This window comes from Streptomyces sp. NBC_01092 (genome assembly GCF_045039535.1).
In the GTDB taxonomy this organism is placed as follows: domain Bacteria; phylum Actinomycetota; class Actinomycetes; order Streptomycetales; family Streptomycetaceae; genus Streptomyces.
The window spans coordinates 5,893,940-5,912,725 of the sequence record NZ_CP108659.1 but is presented as its reverse complement, the minus strand read 5'-3'; the positions used below and the strand labels follow the sequence as shown (position 1 = coordinate 5,912,725).

The 18,786-nt window shown below is 72.2% G+C and carries 17 protein-coding genes; 3 read left to right on the top strand and 14 right to left on the bottom strand.

Features of this window, described 5'->3' with window-relative positions:
* Window positions 1-43: 43 nt before the first annotated feature.
* Together OG254_RS26960 and OG254_RS26955 are read left to right on the top strand one after the other, a co-directional pair.
* Window positions 44-1,000, top strand: a complete 957-nt coding sequence (locus OG254_RS26960; RefSeq protein ID WP_405586474.1) for an ATP-binding cassette domain-containing protein — start codon at window positions 44-46, stop codon at window positions 998-1,000.
* Complete coding sequence (locus OG254_RS26955; RefSeq protein ID WP_405586471.1) at window positions 997-2,601, top strand: ABC transporter permease; 1,605 nt, start codon at window positions 997-999, stop codon at window positions 2,599-2,601. Before OG254_RS26960 ends, OG254_RS26955 begins: the two co-directional genes overlap by 4 nt.
* Window positions 2,602-2,607: 6 nt before the next feature.
* On the opposite strand, the gene OG254_RS26950 is transcribed toward OG254_RS26955, so the two are convergent.
* The 10 genes from OG254_RS26950 to OG254_RS26905 form a co-directional block, all read right to left on the bottom strand.
* Complete coding sequence (locus OG254_RS26950) at window positions 2,608-3,201, bottom strand: Uma2 family endonuclease (RefSeq protein WP_405586468.1); 594 nt, start codon at window positions 3,199-3,201, stop codon at window positions 2,608-2,610.
* 87 nt (window positions 3,202-3,288) lie between these two features.
* Entirely contained in the window at window positions 3,289-4,509 is a 1,221-nt protein-coding gene (locus tag OG254_RS26945) for a cytochrome P450 (RefSeq protein WP_405586465.1), read from the bottom strand.
* 41 nt (window positions 4,510-4,550) lie between these two features.
* Window positions 4,551-4,985, bottom strand: a complete 435-nt coding sequence (locus OG254_RS26940) for a VOC family protein (protein WP_405586462.1) — start codon at window positions 4,983-4,985, stop codon at window positions 4,551-4,553.
* Window positions 4,986-5,009: 24 nt separating this feature from the next.
* Entirely contained in the window at window positions 5,010-5,675 is a 666-nt protein-coding gene (locus OG254_RS26935; protein WP_147994796.1) for a response regulator transcription factor, read from the bottom strand.
* A complete protein-coding gene (locus OG254_RS26930; RefSeq protein ID WP_405586459.1) occupies window positions 5,672-7,009 on the bottom strand; it encodes a sensor histidine kinase in 1,338 nt (445 codons plus the stop codon). The genes OG254_RS26935 and OG254_RS26930 overlap by 4 nt, the downstream gene beginning before the upstream one ends.
* Before the next feature lie 814 nt (window positions 7,010-7,823).
* Complete coding sequence (locus OG254_RS26925) at window positions 7,824-8,498, bottom strand: response regulator transcription factor (RefSeq protein WP_147994795.1); 675 nt, start codon at window positions 8,496-8,498, stop codon at window positions 7,824-7,826.
* The gene (locus OG254_RS26920; protein ID WP_405586456.1) at window positions 8,495-10,042 is read right to left on the bottom strand and encodes a sensor histidine kinase; all 1,548 of its coding nucleotides are present in this window, start codon (window positions 10,040-10,042) and stop codon (window positions 8,495-8,497) included. Before OG254_RS26920 ends, OG254_RS26925 begins: the two co-directional genes overlap by 4 nt.
* 10 nt (window positions 10,043-10,052) lie before the next feature.
* Window positions 10,053-11,285, bottom strand: a complete 1,233-nt coding sequence (locus OG254_RS26915) for an acyltransferase (protein ID WP_405586453.1) — start codon at window positions 11,283-11,285, stop codon at window positions 10,053-10,055.
* A complete protein-coding gene (locus OG254_RS26910; protein WP_405586450.1) occupies window positions 11,278-12,390 on the bottom strand; it encodes an alpha/beta hydrolase in 1,113 nt (370 codons plus the stop codon). The genes OG254_RS26915 and OG254_RS26910 overlap by 8 nt, the downstream gene beginning before the upstream one ends.
* A gap of 228 nt (window positions 12,391-12,618) precedes the next feature.
* Complete coding sequence (locus OG254_RS26905) at window positions 12,619-13,578, bottom strand: alpha/beta hydrolase (RefSeq protein WP_405586448.1); 960 nt, start codon at window positions 13,576-13,578, stop codon at window positions 12,619-12,621.
* Between the two features lie 209 nt (window positions 13,579-13,787).
* Here OG254_RS26905 and OG254_RS26900 point away from each other — a divergent pair, with 209 nt between their 5' ends.
* Entirely contained in the window at window positions 13,788-14,390 is a 603-nt protein-coding gene (locus tag OG254_RS26900; protein ID WP_405586445.1) for a TetR/AcrR family transcriptional regulator, read from the top strand.
* Window positions 14,391-14,402: 12 nt separating this feature from the next.
* Here OG254_RS26900 and kynU read toward each other — a convergent pair whose 3' ends face one another.
* From kynU to OG254_RS26880, 4 genes are all read right to left on the bottom strand, one after another.
* The gene (kynU, locus tag OG254_RS26895) at window positions 14,403-15,656 is read right to left on the bottom strand and encodes a kynureninase (protein ID WP_405586442.1); all 1,254 of its coding nucleotides are present in this window, start codon (window positions 15,654-15,656) and stop codon (window positions 14,403-14,405) included.
* Window positions 15,649-16,521, bottom strand: a complete 873-nt coding sequence (locus tag OG254_RS26890) for a tryptophan 2,3-dioxygenase family protein (protein WP_351190704.1) — start codon at window positions 16,519-16,521, stop codon at window positions 15,649-15,651. Before OG254_RS26890 ends, kynU begins: the two co-directional genes overlap by 8 nt.
* Before the next feature lie 147 nt (window positions 16,522-16,668).
* Entirely contained in the window at window positions 16,669-17,082 is a 414-nt protein-coding gene (locus OG254_RS26885) for a DUF3151 domain-containing protein (protein WP_351190702.1), read from the bottom strand.
* 203 nt (window positions 17,083-17,285) lie between these two features.
* Entirely contained in the window at window positions 17,286-18,761 is a 1,476-nt protein-coding gene (locus tag OG254_RS26880; protein WP_405586438.1) for an MFS transporter, read from the bottom strand.
* Between the last annotated feature and the right edge of the window lie 25 nt (window positions 18,762-18,786).

The window sequence follows — 18,786 nt, the reverse complement described above, 5'->3', positions numbered from 1 at the left end:
CTTTAACTTCACAAATTTCTGAAAGAAGCGTACGTTCTGAACCATGACGAAGGCAATCACCGTCTCCGGACTGCACAAGTCGTTCGGCAAGACGCACGCCCTGGACGGCCTTGACCTGGACGTCGAGACGGGCGAGGTCCACGGCTTCCTCGGCCCCAACGGCTCCGGCAAGTCCACCACCATCCGCGTCCTGCTCGGCCTGCTGCGGGCCGACTCCGGCGGCGTCCAGGTGCTCGGCCGCGACCCCTGGACGGACGCGGTGGAGGTGCACCGCCGGATCGCCTACGTGCCGGGGGACGTGACGCTGTGGCGGAACCTGTCGGGCGGTGAGGTCATCGATCTCTACGGCCGGCTGCGTGAAGGGGGCCGCGCGAAGCGCGTCAGGCAGGGTGGTGGTGGGCGACGGGCGGGCGGCCTCGACAAAGGGCGCCGCGCCGAGCTGATCGAGCGCTTCGAGCTGGACCCGACGAAGAAGGGCCGCACCTACTCCAAGGGCAACCGGCAGAAGGTCGCCCTCGTCGCCGCGTTCGCCTCGGACGTCGACCTACTGATCCTGGACGAGCCGACGTCGGGCCTGGACCCGCTGATGGAGGAGGTCTTCCAGCGCTGCGTGGAGGAGGAGCGCGACCGGGGCCGGACGGTCCTTCTCTCCTCCCACATCCTCAGCGAGGTGGAGGAGCTCTGCGACCGGGTCAGCATCATCCGCAAGGGCCGTACGGTCGAGAGCGGCTCCCTGGCCGAACTGCGCCACCTGACGCGGACCAGCGTCACGGCCGAGCTCGCCGGTCCACCCAACGGGCTGTCGCAGCTGCCGGGCGTCCACGACCTCGACGTACAGGGCCGGCGCGTCCGCCTCCAGGTCGACACCGACAAGCTCGACGCCGTCCTGCGCTCGCTGAGCGAGTCCGGCGTACGGTCGCTGACCTCGACTCCGCCGACGCTGGAAGAACTGTTCCTGCGCCACTACCAGGCGGACATGAGCGAGGTGGCTGCCCGATGACCGCCGCAGCCTTCGAGGTACGGCCGTCGGGCTCGCGCCAACTGGCGGGCACCGGCACCCTCCTGCGCTTCGCCCTGCGCCGGGACCGGGTGATGATCCCGGTCTGGGTGGCGGTGAACGCGCTGATGATCCTCTCCATGCCGAACACGCTGGAGAACCTGTACGACTCCCCCGCCGACCGCGCCAACCTCGTGCAGGACACCGCGACCAACGCCTCCTTCCGCGCGCTGATCGGCCCGGTCTTCGACGACTCGATCGGCGCCCTGACGGCCTGGCGGGTCGGCGTGTACGCGGGCGCGCTCGCGGCCGTGATGAGCATGCTCCTCGTCGTACGGCACACCCGGGACGAGGAGGAGAGCGGCCGTCAGGAGCTGGTGGCGTCCGGGATGGTGGGCCGCAGGGCCTCGCTGGCGGCGGCGCTGCTGACGGCCGCGGTCGCGAACGCGGCACTGGCCCTGCTGGTGACGGCCGGGCTGGCCGGCCAGGGCGCCTCGGGGGCGCTGGCGTTCGGCCTCGGGCTCGCCGGGGTCGGCATGGTCTTCGCGACGCCGGCGGCGATCGTCGCCCAGTTCACGGAGAGCGCCCGGCTGGCGCGGGGGCTGATGGCGGGCCTGGTGGGCGCCGCGTTCGCGCTGCGCGCGGCGGGCGACTCGGCGTCGGACGACGGTTCCTCCGCGCTGACGTGGGCCTCACCGCTGGGCTGGCTGGAGAACCTGCGGCCGTTCGCGAGCGAGCGCTGGTGGGTGCTGCTGCTGTTCGCCGGGGCTGTCCTGGTGCAGGGCGTCGTGGCGTACGAACTCGCCGGGCGCCGGGACGTCGGCATGAGCTTCCTGCCCGCCCGACCGGGCCCGGCCGTCGGCCGCCTCGGCACGGCGGGTGCGCTGGCCTGGCGGCTGCAGCGCGGCGGCGTCCTCGGCTGGAGCATCGGCTTCTTCCTGGCCGGGGTCATCTACGGCGGGCTGACCGACGGGGTGGCCGACCTGGTCGGCGACAACGACAACGCGCGGGAGATCTTCGAGCGCATGGGCGGCCAGTCGGGGCTGACGGACGCCTTCCTGGCGTCGATGATCGGCATGCTGGGCCTGATCGCGGCCCTGTACGTCGTGGCGTCGGTCCTGCGGCTGCACGGCGAGGAGACCTCGATGCGGGCGGAACCGATCCTGGCGAACGCGGTGGGACGGCTGCGCTGGGCCGCCGGTCACCTCGTGATCGCCTTCGCGGGCTCCGCCCTGATCATGCTCCTGGCCGGCCTGGGCTTCGCCGTCGGCTACGGCAAGGAGATCGGCCCGATCCTGGGCGCCTGCCTCGTCCAGCTCCCGGCGATCTGGGTCGTCGGCGGCCTGGCGGTCCTGCTGTACGGCCTCGTCCCAGGAGCGGCGATGGGGGCCTGGGCGGTGGCCGGGGCGGTCCTGCTGATCGGCTGGGTGGGCCCCGCGCTCGACGTCCCGCAGGCGGTGCTGGACCTGTCCCCGTTCGGGCATCTGCCGAAGCTGCCGGGCGGGGGGATGGAGTGGGGGCCGGTGCTGATCCTTACCGGTCTCGCGGTGGTGCTGGTGGCTGGAGGGCTGGCGGGGTTGCGGCGGCGGGACGTGACGACGTGACGGGGATCAGTCGAAGTACAGCTTGAGTTCCTCCGTGTCGAGCTCGATGCCGACCGGGTCGGGGAGAGTGACCTTGCCGCCGAGCCTGACCACGTGGATGTCCCGGTAGCCGTCCTCCAGGTCCGGATCGCTGTGCACGAGGACGGACAGGTTGTCCCGGTCGATCAGCAGATAGACCGGGATGCCGGCCTCGGCGTACGCCCGAGGCTTCTCGACCCGGTCGCGATTGTGCGTGTCCGAGTCGTACGACGTGATTTCGATTGCCATCAGCACGCCCTGGGGGTCGGCCCAGTCCCCCTGGCCCACGAAGTGATCGACCGGGGCGAGCACCCCGTCAGGTCGGGCCCGTCCCTGGCGGTAGGCCTCCACCTTGAGACCCTGCAATGGGTTGAGGTCGAGCTCGGGCCTGGCACGCATGCATTGCCGGATCAGCCACATGGTGATCGCGCCGTGGTTGCCGTTTGTCACTTTCTTGAGCCCGATCCGTCCGTCGATGAACTCGAACCTGACGGTCTCGTCCTCCCGCTCGGCGAACTCGGTGATCCGCTCGAACATGTCCACCGACAACTGAGACGACGCGCGCTCTGCCATAACCGTCATGGTGCCTCCCTTCGCAGGCATGCACCAGGATGACGAGCCGCCGACGGCCATCGATCGGATTCGTTCAGCGATCATCCGTACGAGTGATCACCCCACCTCGACGCTCAGCCCCTCCAAGCCCCGGATCACGAAGTTCGGCTTCCGCTCCGGTTCCGCCGCCAGGCGGAGGGTCGGCGCCTGCTCCAGCAGTGCCGTCATCGAGGCCGCCAGCTCGATGCGGGCCAGCGGGGCGCCGATGCAGTAGTGGATGCCCGCGCTGAAGGAGATGTGCGGGTTCTCCGCGCGGGTGAGGTCCAGCCTGTCCGGGGTCTCGAAGACCTCGGGGTCGTGGTTGGCGGAACCGAAGAGCATGGCGATCTCCGCGCCGCGGGGGATCGTCGTGCCGGCGATCTCGATCTCGTCCAGGACCCAGCGTTCGAAGAGCTGGAGCGGGGTGTCGTAGCGCATCAGCTCCTCGATCGCGGACGGGATCAGGGAGTGGTCGGCGCGCAGGGCCGCCAGCTGTCCGGGGTTGCGGAACAAGGCCCACCAGCCGTTGACCGTCGAGTTCACCGTGGCCTCGTGACCGGCGTTGAGGAGCAGGACCGCCGTGGAGATCATCTCCTGCTCGGTGAGACGGTCGCCCTCGTCGTGGGCCGCGATCAGGCCGGAGATCAGGTCGTCCCCCGGCTCCTTGCGGCGGACCGCGATCAGTTCCATGAGGTAGTCCGAGAACTCGACCGACGCGCGCACCGCCTTGCGCGCCGTCTCCTGCGACGGGGCCAGCTCATACATCCCGCAGATGTCCGCCGACCACGGCCGCAGCTGCCCCCGGTCCGCCTCGGGAATGCCCAGCATCTCGGCGATCACCGCGACCGGCAGCGGCTCCGCGACATCCGTCAGCAGGTCACCGCCGCCCGCCTCCACCAGCCCGGACACCAGCTCCCCCGCCAACTGCCGCACATACGGCTTCAGCTGCTCCACCGTGCGCGGCGTGAACGCCTTCGACACCAGCCGGCGGATCCGCGTGTGATCCGGCGGCTCCAGGTCGAGCATCCCGTGGTCGTTCAGGACGTGGAACGGCTCGTGCTCCGGCGGGGGCGCCGTCCGCCCGAAGTCCTCGTGAGTGAAACGGTGCTGGTACGTCCGGCCCAGCCTGCGGTCCCGCAGCAGCGCCGACACGTCCGCGTGGTGCGGGACCAGCCACTGGTTCGTGGGCTCGTAGTAGTGCACGCGGCCACGGGCCCGCAGCTCGGCGTAGGCCGGGTACGGGTCGGCGAGGAAGGCCGGGGCCCACGGATCGAAGGCGAGGGCAAAGGGAGCTGCCATGTCCGGACGTTAGCCCGGCTCCCCCCGGTCTGACCAGGGGCCTAGGCGGTGCCGAAGTCCGGGAGAGTGACGGAACCGTCCTCGGCGAGCGGGAACCCGGGGTTGTGGGCGACCTCCCAGGCATGGCCGTCCGGATCGACGAAGGCACTGGAGTAGAAGCCGATCGCGTTGACCGCCGCGGGCTTGGTGACCCTCCCGCCGGCTCCCTCCACCGCCGCGAGGAGCGCGTCCACCTCCGCCTCGGACCGGACGTTGTGCGCGAGGACGATCCCGCCGAACCCGCCCGCCGCCCCGGGCTCCAGACCGCAGTCCCGGGCCAGCTTCTCCCGGCCCCACAGCACCAGCCCCAGGCCGCCCGCCTGGAAGAACACGGTCTCCTCGACCTCCTGCCCACGCCAGCCCAGCGCCTCGTAGAAGGCCTTGGAACGGGCGAGATCGGAGACTCCCAGCGTGATCAGAGTGATGCGCTGTTCCATGCCCCTCACCGTAGCCCCGGCGCCTCAGCCGGGCGTGACCAGCCGCGCCTCGTAGGCGAACACCGCCGCCTGCGTGCGGTCGCGCAGCCCCAGCTTCACCAGGATCCGGCTGACATGGGTCTTGATCGTCGACTCGGCGACCACCAGCCGCTCGGCGATCTCCGAGTTCGACAGGCCCTGGGCGATCAGCACCAGCACCTCCGTCTCCCGCTCGGTCAGATCTCCGTACGCCGCGTGCGCCGACGGCATCAGGCGCGGGGAGTCGGACATCTTCGAGAACTCCGTGATCAGCCGCCTGGTGATCGAGGGGGCGAGCAGCGCCTCGCCGGCCGCCACCACCCGCACGCCGTCGGCGAGCTGGCGTGCCGAGGCGTCCTTCAGCAGGAAGCCGGAGGCTCCCGCGCGCAGCGCCTGGTACACGTACTCGTCGAGGTCGAAGGTGGTCAGCACCAGCACCTTGGCGGCGCCGTCCGCCGCGACGATCTCGCGGGTCGCCTCGATGCCGTTCAGCTCGGGCATGCGGATGTCCATCAGCACGACGTCCGGCGTGAGCTCACGGACCCGGTCCACCGCCTCGCGCCCGTTGACCGCCTCGCCGACGACCTCGATGTCCGGCATCGCGTTCAGCAGGACCGAGAAGCCCTCGCGCACCATCATCTGATCGTCCGCGATCAGCACGCGGATGGTCATGAGCCGTCCTCTGTGGTCGCCGTGACCGGCAGGAACACCGTCACCTCGTAGCCGCCTTCGTCCGTCGCGCCCGCCGTCATCTCACCGTTCAGCATCGTGACACGCTCCCGCATGCCCGTGATGCCGTGGCCGGCGCCCGGCGAGGGCTTGACCAGGGCCGGCGCGGGCGGCGGGCCGTTGACTATGCGCACGCCGAGGCCGCCGAGGACGTACGCGATCTCCACTCTGGCGCTCGCGCCGGGCGCGTGCCGCAGGCTGTTGCTGAGCGCCTCCTGCACGATCCGGTACGCCGACAGCTCCACGCCCTGCGGGAGTGCGCGCACCGCTCCGGTCACCGTCTTCTCGACGCTCAGGCCGGTGTCCCGCACGTTCGCCAGCAGCCCCTCCAGATCGGTGAGGGTGGGCTGCGGGGTGTCCGGGGCCTCGTAGTCCTCGGCGCGGACGACGCCCAGGACGCGGCGCAGTTCGGTGAGCGCCGCCACCGCGTTCTCCCGGATGGTGGCGAAGGCCCGCTCCAGCTCCGGCGGCGGGTTCTCCACCCGGTAGGGGGCGGCCTCCGCCTGGATGGCGACGACCGACATGTGGTGGGCCACCACGTCGTGCAGCTCGCGGGCGATGTTCGTGCGCTCCTCCAGCAGGGTGCGGCGGGAGCGCTCGTGCTCGGTCACCGTCTGCTGCGCCGTCACCTCCTGGCGGGCCTCCTTGCGGGTGTGCCAGACGGCGACGACGAGCAGGATCAGCGCGGACAGCACCAGCATGGGTCCGCTGTTCGTGCCGTAGTAGCCCGGCCCGAACAGGAAGTCCGCCACGAAGGCGTACGCCGCAGTGACGGCCCACATGTACGCGGCCGTGCGCGGCCTGGTGCGTATGGCCACGACCGTCAGCACGGTCAGATGGCAGGCGAAGGCCGCGGGCAGCCACGGCCAGCCGTCCCATGAGCTGCCGAAGACCTGGCTGACCGGCGTGGCCGCCAGGGACAGCCAGAACGCTCCGACCGGCCGGAGCATGGTCAGCAGGATCGGAATCGCGGCGAGCGGGCCGAGGATCAGGCCCGCGCCGCCGCCGTCGACGATCGCCATGGGCAGCGCGATCAGGGCGATCCCGGTGATCAGGGCGTGCGGTGTCCAAGCTGCGGAATCGCGCAGGCGGCCCGGCAGCCGCCTGGTCACGGGGCCGTCCACACTCATCCGCCGCAGCGGGCGATAGGCGAAGGCGTCTTCGAACAGGTCCTGCCGCAGCCCCCGCAGGGCGCGCGCGGCCAGCCGGTACTCCGGGCTGTGCTGCTTGGCCGCGTCCCCCGTCGGCGGGGTCGGCATCTGAGTCGTCTCGGTCACGTACAGAAAGGTAGGCGCCAAGGGCCGTGGCGGTCGTCCCCAGTGAGAGGGGTTCCTGTAGGTCCATCTCAGGTACTACGGGTATCACCGCTGGTCGCACCCGTTGCGCGTGCCGGGGCGGGCTGGGGGATGGACGGGCGTGGGCGGGCCGGGGGATGGACTGCGGGATGGCGGGCGGGCGGGCCGTGGGATGGGCTGCGGAGCGGGCTGCAGGGCGGGAGGGCGCGCGGCCCCGCACGCGAGGTCGGCCGCGGACGGGGCGGGCGCGAGGCTTCATGCTCAGAGTGGGCCGCGACGCTCAGAGTGAGCCGCGGGACGGGTGGGCGCACGGCCCTTCGGCCGGGGTCGGCCGCCGGGCGAGGTGGGCGCGCGCCCACACACGCGGAGTGGGCCGCAGGGCGGGAGGGCGCGCGGCCCCGCACGCGAGGTCGGCCGCGGACGGGGCGGGCGCGAGGCTTCACTCAGAGTGGGCCGCGACGCTCAGAGTGAGCCGCGGGACGGGTGGGCGCACGGCCCTTCGGCCGGGGTCGGCCGCCGGGCGAGGTGGGCGCGCGCCCACACACGCGGAGTGGGCCGCAGGACGGGCGGGCGCGCGGCCCCGCACTCGGAGTGGGTCGCAGGACGGGCAGGCGCACAGCCCCACCCCCGGAGGCGGCCACCGGGTGGGGCAGGCGCGAGACTTCACGCTCAGAGTGAGCCGCGGGACGGGTGGGCGCACGGCCCTTCGGGCCGGGGTCGGCCGCCGGGTGCAGCGGGCGCCCCCCACACGTGAAGTCGGCCCCCAGATGAGGCGGCCGCTCAGCCCCGTGGTCGTTCAGTAGCCGGTGGGCCGTACCAGTCCCGACTCGTACGCGAAGACCGCCGCCTGTGTGCGGTCCCGGAGGCCCAGTTTCACCAGGATGCGGCCCACGTGGGTCTTTACGGTCTGTTCGGCCACGACGAGGCGGTCGGCGATCTCCGCGTTCGACAGGCCCTGCGCGATCAGGGCGAGGACCTCCGTCTCGCGTTCGGTCAGGTCGCCGACGCGTTCCTTCAGGGGGGCGCGCGGCCGGCCGTCCATGCGGGAGAACTCGGCGATGAGACGGCGGGTGATGACGGGCGCGAGGAGGGCGTCGCCGGCCGCCACGACCCGTACCGCCTCGGCCAGCTGGTCGGCGGAGGCGTCCTTGAGGAGAAAGCCCGAGGCGCCCGCGCGCAGCGCCTCGTAGACGTACTCGTCGAGGTCGAACGTCGTCAGCACCAGCACCTTGATGTGCGGTGTCGCCGTGGTGATGCGGCGAGTGGCCTCGATGCCGCCGAGCTCCGGCATCCGGATGTCCATCAGGACGACGTCCGGGACGAGTTCGGCGACCTTCGCGAGCGCGTCCAGGCCGTCGACCGCCTGCCCGATCACGTCGATGTCGGGCTTGGTGTTGAGCAGCACGGAGAATCCCTGCCGGACCATCTGCTGGTCGTCGGCGATGACTACGCGGATGGGGCTGCTCGTCATGCGGTGCCGTCCTTGTCGGGGTGGTGAGGGTTCGGGTCGTGGGCGGACGCCTTCGCGTTGGCGGCGTGCCCGGGGTCCTGCGGTACGTAGGACAGGCCCTCGACGCGCGGGTACGCCGGGAGGAACGCGCTCACCACGTAGCCGCCGTCCTTCGCGGGGTACGCCGACACGGAGCCGCCGAGCATCGCGCCCCGCTCCCGCATGCCGAGCAACCCGTGCCCCGCGCCCTGCGACGGCGGCGCGGGCCACTGCGGCGGTGAGTTGACGACCCGCAAGCTCACTCCGAACGGCTCGTAGGCGACGGAGACCTCGGCGACCGCGCCGGGGGCGTGGCGCAGCACGTTGCTGAGCGCCTCCTGCACGATCCGGTACGCCGAGAGTTCCACGCCGGGCGCCAGCGGGCGGCGTCGGCCGGTGATGTCGAGGTGCACGGTCAGGCCGACGCCGCGGATGTTGTCCACCAGCGCTTCCAGCCGGTCGAGGGTGGGTTGCGGCGCGTGCGGGGCGGCTTGGGCGGTGGTGTCGGTGCCCGTCGGGTCGAGAGTGCTCGGGGCGTCGGGGTGCTCCGAGCGCAGGACTCCGAGGACGCGGCGCAGTTCGGTCAGGGCCTCCAGGGCGTTCTGGCGGATGCCCTCCAGGTTCTCCTTGAGTTCGTCGGTCGGGTTCTCGACGAGGTGGGGGGCGACCTGCGCCTGGATGGAGATGACCGACATGTGGTGGGCGACCACGTCGTGCAGTTCGCGGGCGATGCGGCTGCGCTCCTCCAGGACGGTGCGCTGGGCGCGTTCGGACGCGGTGAGGGTTTCCTGCTCGACGAGTTGGGTGCGGGCCTCTTTGCGGCCGCGCAGTGCGGTGCCGACGAGGACGGCCACCGCGAAGATGGCGACCGCGACCATGCCGGTGCCGGAGTAGCGCTGGGCGCCGATGATGCCTTGAAGGAGGAAAGTCACCAGGGCGGACGCCGCGAGGGCCGCCACGGCGTTGCGGGTGCGGACGCGGAGGGCCAGGAGCAGTAGGACCGTGGCGTGGGCGATGAGCGCGGGGGTGCTCCAGGGCCAGTTGGGGCCGGGGGCCGCGGTTCCCGCCAGGTGGGGGCGGGCGGTCGTGGCGATGGCGACCGTGACCGCGAGGCTCAGGGCCCAGGCCGGACCCGGGTGCCAGAGGGCGAGGACCAGGGTGAAGCCCAGTGCGAAGCCGGCGACCAGGCCGTTGGCCATGGTGAGGTCGTAGCTGGAGCTGAGTTCGTTGCCGCCGGCCAGGGAGACGCCGAAGGCGATCCAGACGGTGAGGAGGATGGTCAGCCAGCGGAGCCAGGTTGTGCCGAAGGGTTTGCGGAGGTGGGCGGTCCAGCGGCGTTTCCTGGGTGCCGGTGCCGCTGCCGCTTTGTGGGTGGGCACGCGGCCTTCGGCCGCGTTTGGGTTCCCACTCGCACCACCCGTGCGGACATCGTCGTCGGGTGCAGGTGGCCCCTGCAAGGGCTGAGCGCCGTCGGCGGCCTCGGGCCGGTGGGCGGAGCGGGCGCTCGGGTCCTCCTTTTCGTTCACGTGGTCAACCCTAAGCATGGTTCCTGGCCTTCGTTTCGCGGCTGTTCGGGGTCGGGTGGGCGCGGATGACGCGCGACTCGCGGCCCTTCGGGCGGCGCGGGCCCTGTTCGTAGTGGCGGAACGCCGCCCAGCACACGGCCAGCACCGCTGCGAAGAGGGGCAGCCAGGCCACGCGGGCCGCCACCCAGGTCAGGTGGTCGGGGAGAGTGTGCAGGCCGGGGAGGTGACCTACCGTCAGGGCCGTGGCCGTGGTGGCCATCAGGGCCGTCTGATGCCAGAGGAAGATCGTCATCGCGGAGAGGTTGAGCAGGGCCACCGCCGCCCACAGGAGCGGGCGCCGCATCGCGCGGCGCAGCGGCTCACGCAGGAGCAGGGCCAGACCGCACTGGGCCAGGCCGAAGGTGACGGCCGCCAGTGTCGGCGGGTTGAGGTTGGAGACTTCGGCGCCGGGGACGCCGACCATGGACGCCGGATAACCCGCCCAGGCAATCAGCGCGGCCGTCACCGTCGCTCCGGTCGTCAGCAGGATCCAGCCCGCGCGCCGACGCTCCAACTCACCTCTGGTCCAGGCGGCGCCCAGCGTGTACGGCACCAGCCAGCCCGCCGCCAGGTTCACCCAGCCGAGCCAGTCGGGGCCGCCGAAACCGAAGCGGACGAGGTCCACATGGAGGACGACGGCCAGCGGCCAGAGGGGGTGGAGGCGCAGGAGGAGCGGTGTCACCGCCGTCAGCGCCGCGAACACCAGGAGGAACCACAAAGGGGACAGGGCCAGCTTGAGCAGGGTGTGGACCGTGTCCATCTCCGTGCCCGACAGGAGAAGCAGAACCGCTGCCACCGTCCACAGGGTGAGGACGGCCGCCACCGGTTTGAACAGGCGGGACAGCCGGGACTTCAGCCACTGGCCGTACGTCGTGCCACGCTTGCGTGCCGAGGCGTAACCGCGGGTGGCCACATGACCGCCGACCAGGAAGAACACGGCGAGGGTCTGGAACACCCAGGAGATCGGGGCCAGCCAGGGCATGTCGTGGAGCGGGCTCGCGGTGCGCAGCCCTGTGCCGCCGCCGTCCGCCACCAAGGCCGTGACCAGCCAGTGGCCGAGGACAACGCCGAGGATCGCGAAGGCGCGCAGGGCGTCCACGGCCCGGTCGCGCTCGGCGGGGGTGGCGGCATCCACCTGGGCGGCGCCCCGGCGTATGCCCTTCCATGCGACCGTCAGGCGCGCGGCCGTCGTCGACTCAGCCATGGGTCACCTCCGAGGTCTCGCCCAGGACGATGCGGGCCAGGTTCGCCAGGGACGTCGACCCCGGCCTGAAGTAGTCGCTGTGGCCGCCGTCGCCCGCCGTGAACACGCGGGCGCCGAAGGACGGGGAGATCGGGTCGGTGCCGAAGCCGACGGTCGTGCCGAGCAGGTCGAGCCTGACGTGCGGGACCTCCCCCACCCAGTCGTCAGTGCCGCGGGCCGCCCAGACGCGGGCCCGGGTGTCCAGGCCGGCGGCGGTGTCCACACCGGTGCCGGGGCTGCCGACCAGGGCGATGTCGTCGACGTCCAGGTCGGAGACGGCGCGAGCGCAGACCACGGAGCCGTAGGAGTGGCAGAGGAGGGAGATACGGGGACGCCCTTCGTCCGCCCCGGTCGCTCTGCGCGCCCCGGCCTCCCCGGCCTCCCCGCTCGCCCCGGCCTCCCCGGTCACCCGGGTCGCCCGGGTCGCCCGGGTCGCCCCGGTCCGCTCGTCGATCGTGAGCGCCCGGAGCTGCCGTATGAACTCCCGCAGCTTCGGGGCCGCGTCATCGGCTCTGCCCATCGTCGCCACCGTGGTGCTGACCGTGCCCGGTGTCTCATAGCCGAGCCAGGCCACCACGGCTGTGCGGGTGCCCTGCGGGGCTTCCCGGGTGAGTCGGTCGTGCAGAGCGCGAGCGGTGTCGCGGAAGCGGTCGTAGGTGTCGATGGACGTGTCGGAGCCCGGGACCAGGACCGCGATGCGGTCGGCGTGGGCCAGATCTCCGAAGACCTCCGTCGCGAGGCCGAGACCGCGGCCGTCGAAGGCGAGGAACCGGCGGGACGGGTCGGCCATCGCGCGATCCGCGGCCGCACGATCCCGGTTGCCGTGGGCTGCCGCCATGCGGGACGCCTCGGCGGCGTTGGCACGGTTGGCCTCGTACGTCTCGTCCAGCGTCGCCGCCGACAAGGGGGCGAGGGCGGCCGGAGCCGGGGCCGGGATCTCGGCGCGCGCCGCACCGGACAAGGGGACGACCACGGCACCGGTGATCACGGTGGCGAGCAGCGCCCGGCGCCATCGGTGGGTGCGGTGGGTCGTCCTTCGCTCGCCCGACCCCGTCGTACGCCCCATGGTCGTCTTCCCTTCCAGTCCGCCCGGCCATCGGGCTTGTCTGAAGGGGAAGTTACGGATCAGAACTCGTCGTCCGCGTCATGCCAGGGAGCTCACCTGCGACGTAGCTCTCAGGTACTACGGGTATGACGGGTACGACGAGTACGACGGGTCACGCCCTGCAGGGGCCGCATTCCTGGCGGGGGCCACCCTCGGAGGGGGCACTCCCACGAAGGGCGACACGCCGCCTCACCACGCCAACTGCGCGATCTCCTCCACCACCACCGCACACGCGTCCGCCGCAGGATCGATCAGCGGGAAATGGCCGACGTCCTCCAGCAGCGTCAGACCGACCACCTCGCCCGCCTTCGCCGCCGCGTCAGCGTACGACTCGGCGACGGCCATCGGGACCACGATGTCCGTACGGCCCTGGACGAGCGTCGTCGCGATGCCCGTCGGGAGCAGGAACGACGGGTCGGCATACGGCTGCCGCTCCGCGAACTCCTCGCTCCCGCCCAGCAGTTGCCGAGCAGCGCCCCCGCACACGTCCAGCTTGTCGGAGACCGTGAAGTCGGCGATCGGGGCCAGGGCGACCACACCCCGCAAAGGCGCGGGCCGGTCGATGCGCCAGGGAGCGTCCGCCGGCAGGACATGGCGGGCCGCCGCCCAGAGGGCCAGATGGCCGCCGGCGGAGTGGCCGGTGAGCACCGTCCGGCGCGCGTCGGCCTGCGGCAACGCCTCCCGTACCAGCGCCGGCAGCGCGTCCAGCGCGGCGGCGACATCGTCGAAGGTGTCCGGCCAACGCCCGGCGACCGCCGCCCCACCCCCGGCCGAACCCGCGGAACCAGCCGAACCGGCCGAACCCGCCGAACCCGCGTCACCCCCGGCACCAGCACCAGCACCGTCAACCCCGCCCGCAGCCCCCCGCCGATACTCCACATTCGCCACCGCGAACCCCCGCCGCGCCAGGAAGTCCGCGAACGGCGTGACATGCCGGCGGTCGTACGGCGTACGCCACGCCCCGCCGTGCAGGACGACGATCAGCGGGGCCGGTTCGCCCGGCGTGGTCTCGCCGCGGGGCGCGTAGAAGTCGATCACCTGGTCGGGGTGGTCGCCGTAGGAGGCAATGGCGTCGGGATCGACGGGCGGATGCGAGAAGGCCGACTCCTCCTCGGCGGCGTCCCGGGCAGCGGCGGCGTCGTCCGGCATGCTCCAACCTCTCAGCGATCAAACGGATTTGGACGAAAGCGGGGGTGGCGGACCAGGTGCGACTTCGGCCGTTGGCGGGACGGTACCAGGCCCGTCACGTGCACGGACACGCGCATGTCACGCTCGGTAAGGGTTAAACGGTACCGTTGTTTCGTTACGCTGGCACCGCGGATCACGCCGCAGCGCGCACGTGCACCAAGGAGGCCGATATGTCCGCCGAACCCGGCACCGTCCGTCCCGGAGGACGCACCGCGCGTGTCCGTACGGCCGTGCTGCGGGCCGCCGGAGACGTGCTGGCGGAGCAGGGTTTCGACGGCCTCGACCTTGCCGACGTCGCCCGCCGCGCGGAGGTCGGCAAGACGACCGTCTACCGACGGTGGGGCTCGGTGACGGGGCTGGTGGCCGACCTGCTCGCCGACATGGCCGAGCAGTCGCTGCCGCGCGCGGAGACCGGCTCCGTGCTGGGTGACCTGCGGGCCAACGCGGAGCTGGTGTGGCGCACCCTGGCCGACCCCCGGCAGGGCGCACTGTTCCGTGCCGTCATCGCCGCCGCGACCTGCGACGAGCGTACGGCGCAGGCGCTGCGGCGCTTCTACGAGGTGCGGGTGGCCGAGTGGGCACCCTGCGTGGAACAGGGCGTCGCCCGGGGGGAGCTGCCCGTCGGTACGGACCCGGAGGCGGTCGTACGGGCGGTGTCGGCGCCCCTCTACTACCAGTTGCTGACGACCGGGGAGATCCCCGACGCCCCCGCCGCGGAGCGCGCCGCGCGGGCCGCGCACGCGGCTGCCGTGGCGGGGGTGTACGCCGGCTAGGACCGACCGGGGTCAGCGCCGCAGCAGCACCTCGGCCAGCACCCGGGCCGCCCGCTCCGCATCCGCGAACCCGACGTACAGCGGCGTGAAACCGAACCGCAGCACGTCCGGGTGGCGGAAGTCGCCGACCACCCCGCGCTCGATGAGCCGCTTCATCACGTCCCCGGCGTCCGCACAGCGCAGCGCCACCTGGCTGCCGCGCTCCGCGTGGGGCGCCGGAGTCACCGACTCCACACGGCCCTTCGGCACATACGCCGCGACGCACTCCAGGAAGAAGTCCGTCAGCGCGAGCGACTTGGCCCGCACCGCCTCGATCGGCACGCCGTCCCAGACCTCAAGGGCCGCCTCCAGGGCGAGCATGGAGAGGATGTCGGGCGTGCCGACGCGGCCGCGCAGGGCGCCGGAGGCCGGTTCGAAGTCGGGCCGCATGCCGAAGGGCTCGGCGTGCGAGTTCCAGCCGGGCAGCGGGGAGTCGAAACGGTCCTGGAGGTCCCGGCGCACATACAGGTACGCCGGTGAACCCGGGCCGCCGTTCAGGTACTTGTAGGTGCAGCCGACGGCCAGGTCCACCCCGTGCTCGTCGAGCCCGACCGGCAGGGCGCCCGCGCTGTGGCACAGGTCCCAGACGGCCACCGCGCCCGCCGCGTGCACGGCGGCGGTCAGGGACGGCAGGTCGTGCAGCCGGCCGGTGCGGTAGTCGACGTGGTTGAGGAGGACGGCGGCGGTACGGCCGGACAGTGCGGCCGGCACCTCCGCGGGCGTCACGGGCCGTAGCGTACGACCGGTCATCCGGGCGGCGGACTCGGCGATGTAGCCGTCCGTGGGGAAGGTCGTCGCGTCGACGAGGATCTCGTCCCGGCCGGAACCGGCGGAACCGGTAGAACCGCCAGAACCGGTGGAAGCGGCGGAACCGGTGGACTCCGCAATCCGCACCGCTGCCACAAGTGCCTTGAAAACATTGACACTTGTCGAGTCGCCGACCACGATCTGGCCCGGCGCGGCACCGACCAGCGGAGCGATCCGGTCGCCGATCCGCTCCGGCGCCGTCCACCAGCCGCTCTCGTCCCAGGAGCGGATGCGCATCCGGCCCCACTGCCGCAGTACGACGTCCTCGACCCGTCCCGGCACGTTCGCCGGCAGGGCGCCCAGTGAGTTGCCGTCGAGGTAGACGACCTCGTCCAGCACGAACTCGGCGCGCTTGCCCGCGAGTTCGTCGGTCGCGTCCAGCTTCTCGGCCTTGGCGGCCAGTTCGGTGAACTCAGACATGGGACCTCGCCGTCCACAGCTCCGGGAACACGTTCTTCTGCGCGCGCTTCTCCAGCCAGGCCACGCCGGCCGAACCGCCCGTGCCGGCCTTCGCGCCCATCGCGCGGCGAGTGGCGACCAGGTGGTCGTTGCGCCAGCGCCACACCAGTTCGGCTACGTCGGTGAGCGCCTCGCCGAGGCGGGCGAGCTCGGAGTTCTGGTCGCCGGCGTAGATCGCCGTCCAGGCCGCCTCGACCTCCTGCGACGGCTCGTACTTCCGGGACACGTCCCGCTTCAGCACGGCCTGCGGGATCGCGCAGCCGTGCCGGGCGAGGAAGCGCAGCACCTCGTCGTAGAGGCTCGGCTCGTGCAGCGCCTTCTCCAGTTCCGCGTGGACGCGCGGGGCGCCGCGGTGCGGGACGAGCATGGACGCGGACTTCTCGGCGAGCAGGAACTCCATCCGGCGGTACATCGCCGACTGGAAGCCGGAGCCCTCGCCGAGGGCACTGCGGTAGGAGTTGAACTGGGCCGGAGTGAGCTGGCCGAGCGGCTTCCAGGAGGAGTTCAGGGCGTCCAGTTCCCGTACGGAGCGCTTCAGGGCGTCGATCGCCACGGCCGGGCGGTCCTCGCGCAGGGCGCGTGCCGCGGTCTCCCACTCGTGGACGATGACCGTGAACCACAGCTCCATGACCTGGGTCGTGACCAGGAAGACCATCTCTCCGGGGTCGTCGGAGAGGGTGTGCTGGAGGTGGGTGAGCACATCCGCCTTGACGTAGTCCTCGTACGGCGTCGTGCCTGCGAAGTCGAGATTGGGGGTCTCGGGCTCCTGAGTCTCCGTCGACGTCTCCTTGGACGTCTCCACGGGCTGGTGAGCCTGCTGGGACATTGCTGTCTCCTGTGTAACTCCGGGTAGCGGTCCGCCCTGCCGTTATCGACAAAGGGGCCCCGGTCCCCACCCGGCATCCTCAGGTATCGCCCCGGGTGGCGCAAGGCCCGCCTGGTCACATCGGCGGGCCTCACGCGGGGTGCGCGGCTAGCCCAGGGTCTGGGCCGCCACGGGCGAGGAGTCCTTCAGGAACTGCGAGCAGCGCTCGTACTCCTCCTGCTCGCCGATCGCTCCGGCGGCGCGGGCGAGGGCGTGCAGGGCGCGCAGGAAGCCGCGGTTCGGCTCGTGCTCCCAGGGGACCGGGCCGTGGCCCTTCCAGCCGTTTCGGCGCAGGGCGTCCAGGCCGCGGTGGTAGCCCGTGCGGGCGTAGGCGTACGACTCCACGACGCTGCCGCGCTCGAAGGCGTCGTCGGCGAGCTGGGCCCAGGCCAGGGAGGAGGTGGGGTACTTCGCTGCGACGTCCGCGGGGGCGGTGCCGCCGGCGAGGAGCTCGCGCGGCTCGGGGTCGTCGGGGAGGTGGGTCGGGGGCGGGCCCCCGAGGAGGTTTTCGTGAATGGACATGGGTCAAGTGTGGGCCATCGCCGGGGGCGGTGGGCGTCGTGTCCTCGCCCCCGCCGCCCTTACCCGTCCCTCCCCCAGGGGCTCCGCCCCTTCGACCCCACTGGGGCTGCCGCCCCAGACCCCGCTTCGGCCCCAAGGGGCCTCGTCCTCAAACTCCCCCAAGCTCTTCGAGCAGGGGGGACCCCCAGACAGGCTGAAAACGCCTACCCCTCCCCCGACAACCGGCCCCGACTCCGCACCCCCTCCAACGGCGGCGAATTGATCGACCCGTGGTGGAGGCACTCCGGCCGGAGGCAGTCCGGTGGCAGCGCCCGTACCGTCGTGAAGGCGATCGCCGCGCCGACGACCAGGGCCCCGGCGCACCACACCATCGCCCGGTCGAACGACGTGTTGAAGGCGTCCGGCGAGCGGTACGCCTCCTCGCCCATGCCGGCGAGCAGTGGCAGCGCGGCCACCGCGATCAGGCCCGCCGCTCGGGCCGCCGCGTTGTTGATGCCGCTGGCCAGGCCCGCGCGGGCGACGTCGACCGAGGCGAGGACCGTGGCGGTCAGGGGGGCCACGAGGGTGACCAGGCCGATGCCGAGGACGAGCACGGCGGGCAGCACGTCGGCGACGTACGAGGCGTCCTCGCCGACCCGCAGCATCAGCAGCATGCCGACCGCGCAGACCAGGGGCCCGACGGTGAGCGGGATGCGTGGGCCGATCCGGGCGGCGAGCGCGCCGGAGCGGGCGGAGAACAGCAGCATCAGGAGGGTCGTCGGGAGCAGGGCCGTACCGGCGCCCAGGGCCGAGTAGCCGGAGACGACCTGGAGCTGGAGTGCGGCGAGGAAGAAGAAGCCGCCGAGGGCCGCGTACACACAGAGGGTGACGAGGTTGACGGCGGTGAACTGACGGGAGGCGAAGATGCCGAGCGGCATCATCGGATCGGGCCGGCGCTTCTCGACGACCACGAAGGCGACGCCCGCTGCCACGCCGGCGACCGCGGACACGGCGACGAGCACCGAGCCGTTCTGGGCCTCGATCAGCGCGTACGTCACCAGGGCGAGGGACAGGGCACCGAGGGCCGCGCCGAGCACGTCGAAGCTGCCGTGTTTGCCGCCGTCCCCGGACTCCGGGACGTGCTTCACGGCGATCGGCGCGCACGCCAGCGCCAGCGGGACGTTGAGCAGGAACACCCACCGCCAGCCGGGACCGTCCACCAGCCAGCCGCCGACGAAGGGGCCCACCGCCGCGCCGACGCCCCCGAAGCCCGACCACAGGCCGACCGCCCGCGCCCGGTCGTCGGGATGGAAGGACGCCTGGATCAGGGCCAGGGAACCGGGCGTGAGCAGGGCCCCGCCGACGCCCTGCAGCGCTCGCGCGGCGATGAGCACCCCGGCGTTCGGGGCGATCCCGCACAGCAGTGAGGCCAGGGCGAACCACACGACGCCGATGACGAAGACCTTGCGCCGCCCGTACCGGTCCCCCAGCGAGCCGCCGAGCAGGATCAGCCCGGCCAGCGTCAGCATGTACGCGTTGACCGTCCACTGGAGCGCGGCGAGGTCGGCGTCGAGGTCCTCGCCGATGCGGGGGAGGGCGACATTGACGACGGTCGAGTCCAGCATGGCCATGCTGGAGCCGAGGACTGTGGTGAGCAGGATCCATTTGCCCTGCGGTGAGGCCAGCCGGACGTCGGGCATGCCCTCAGGTATACAGCGAGCCCGG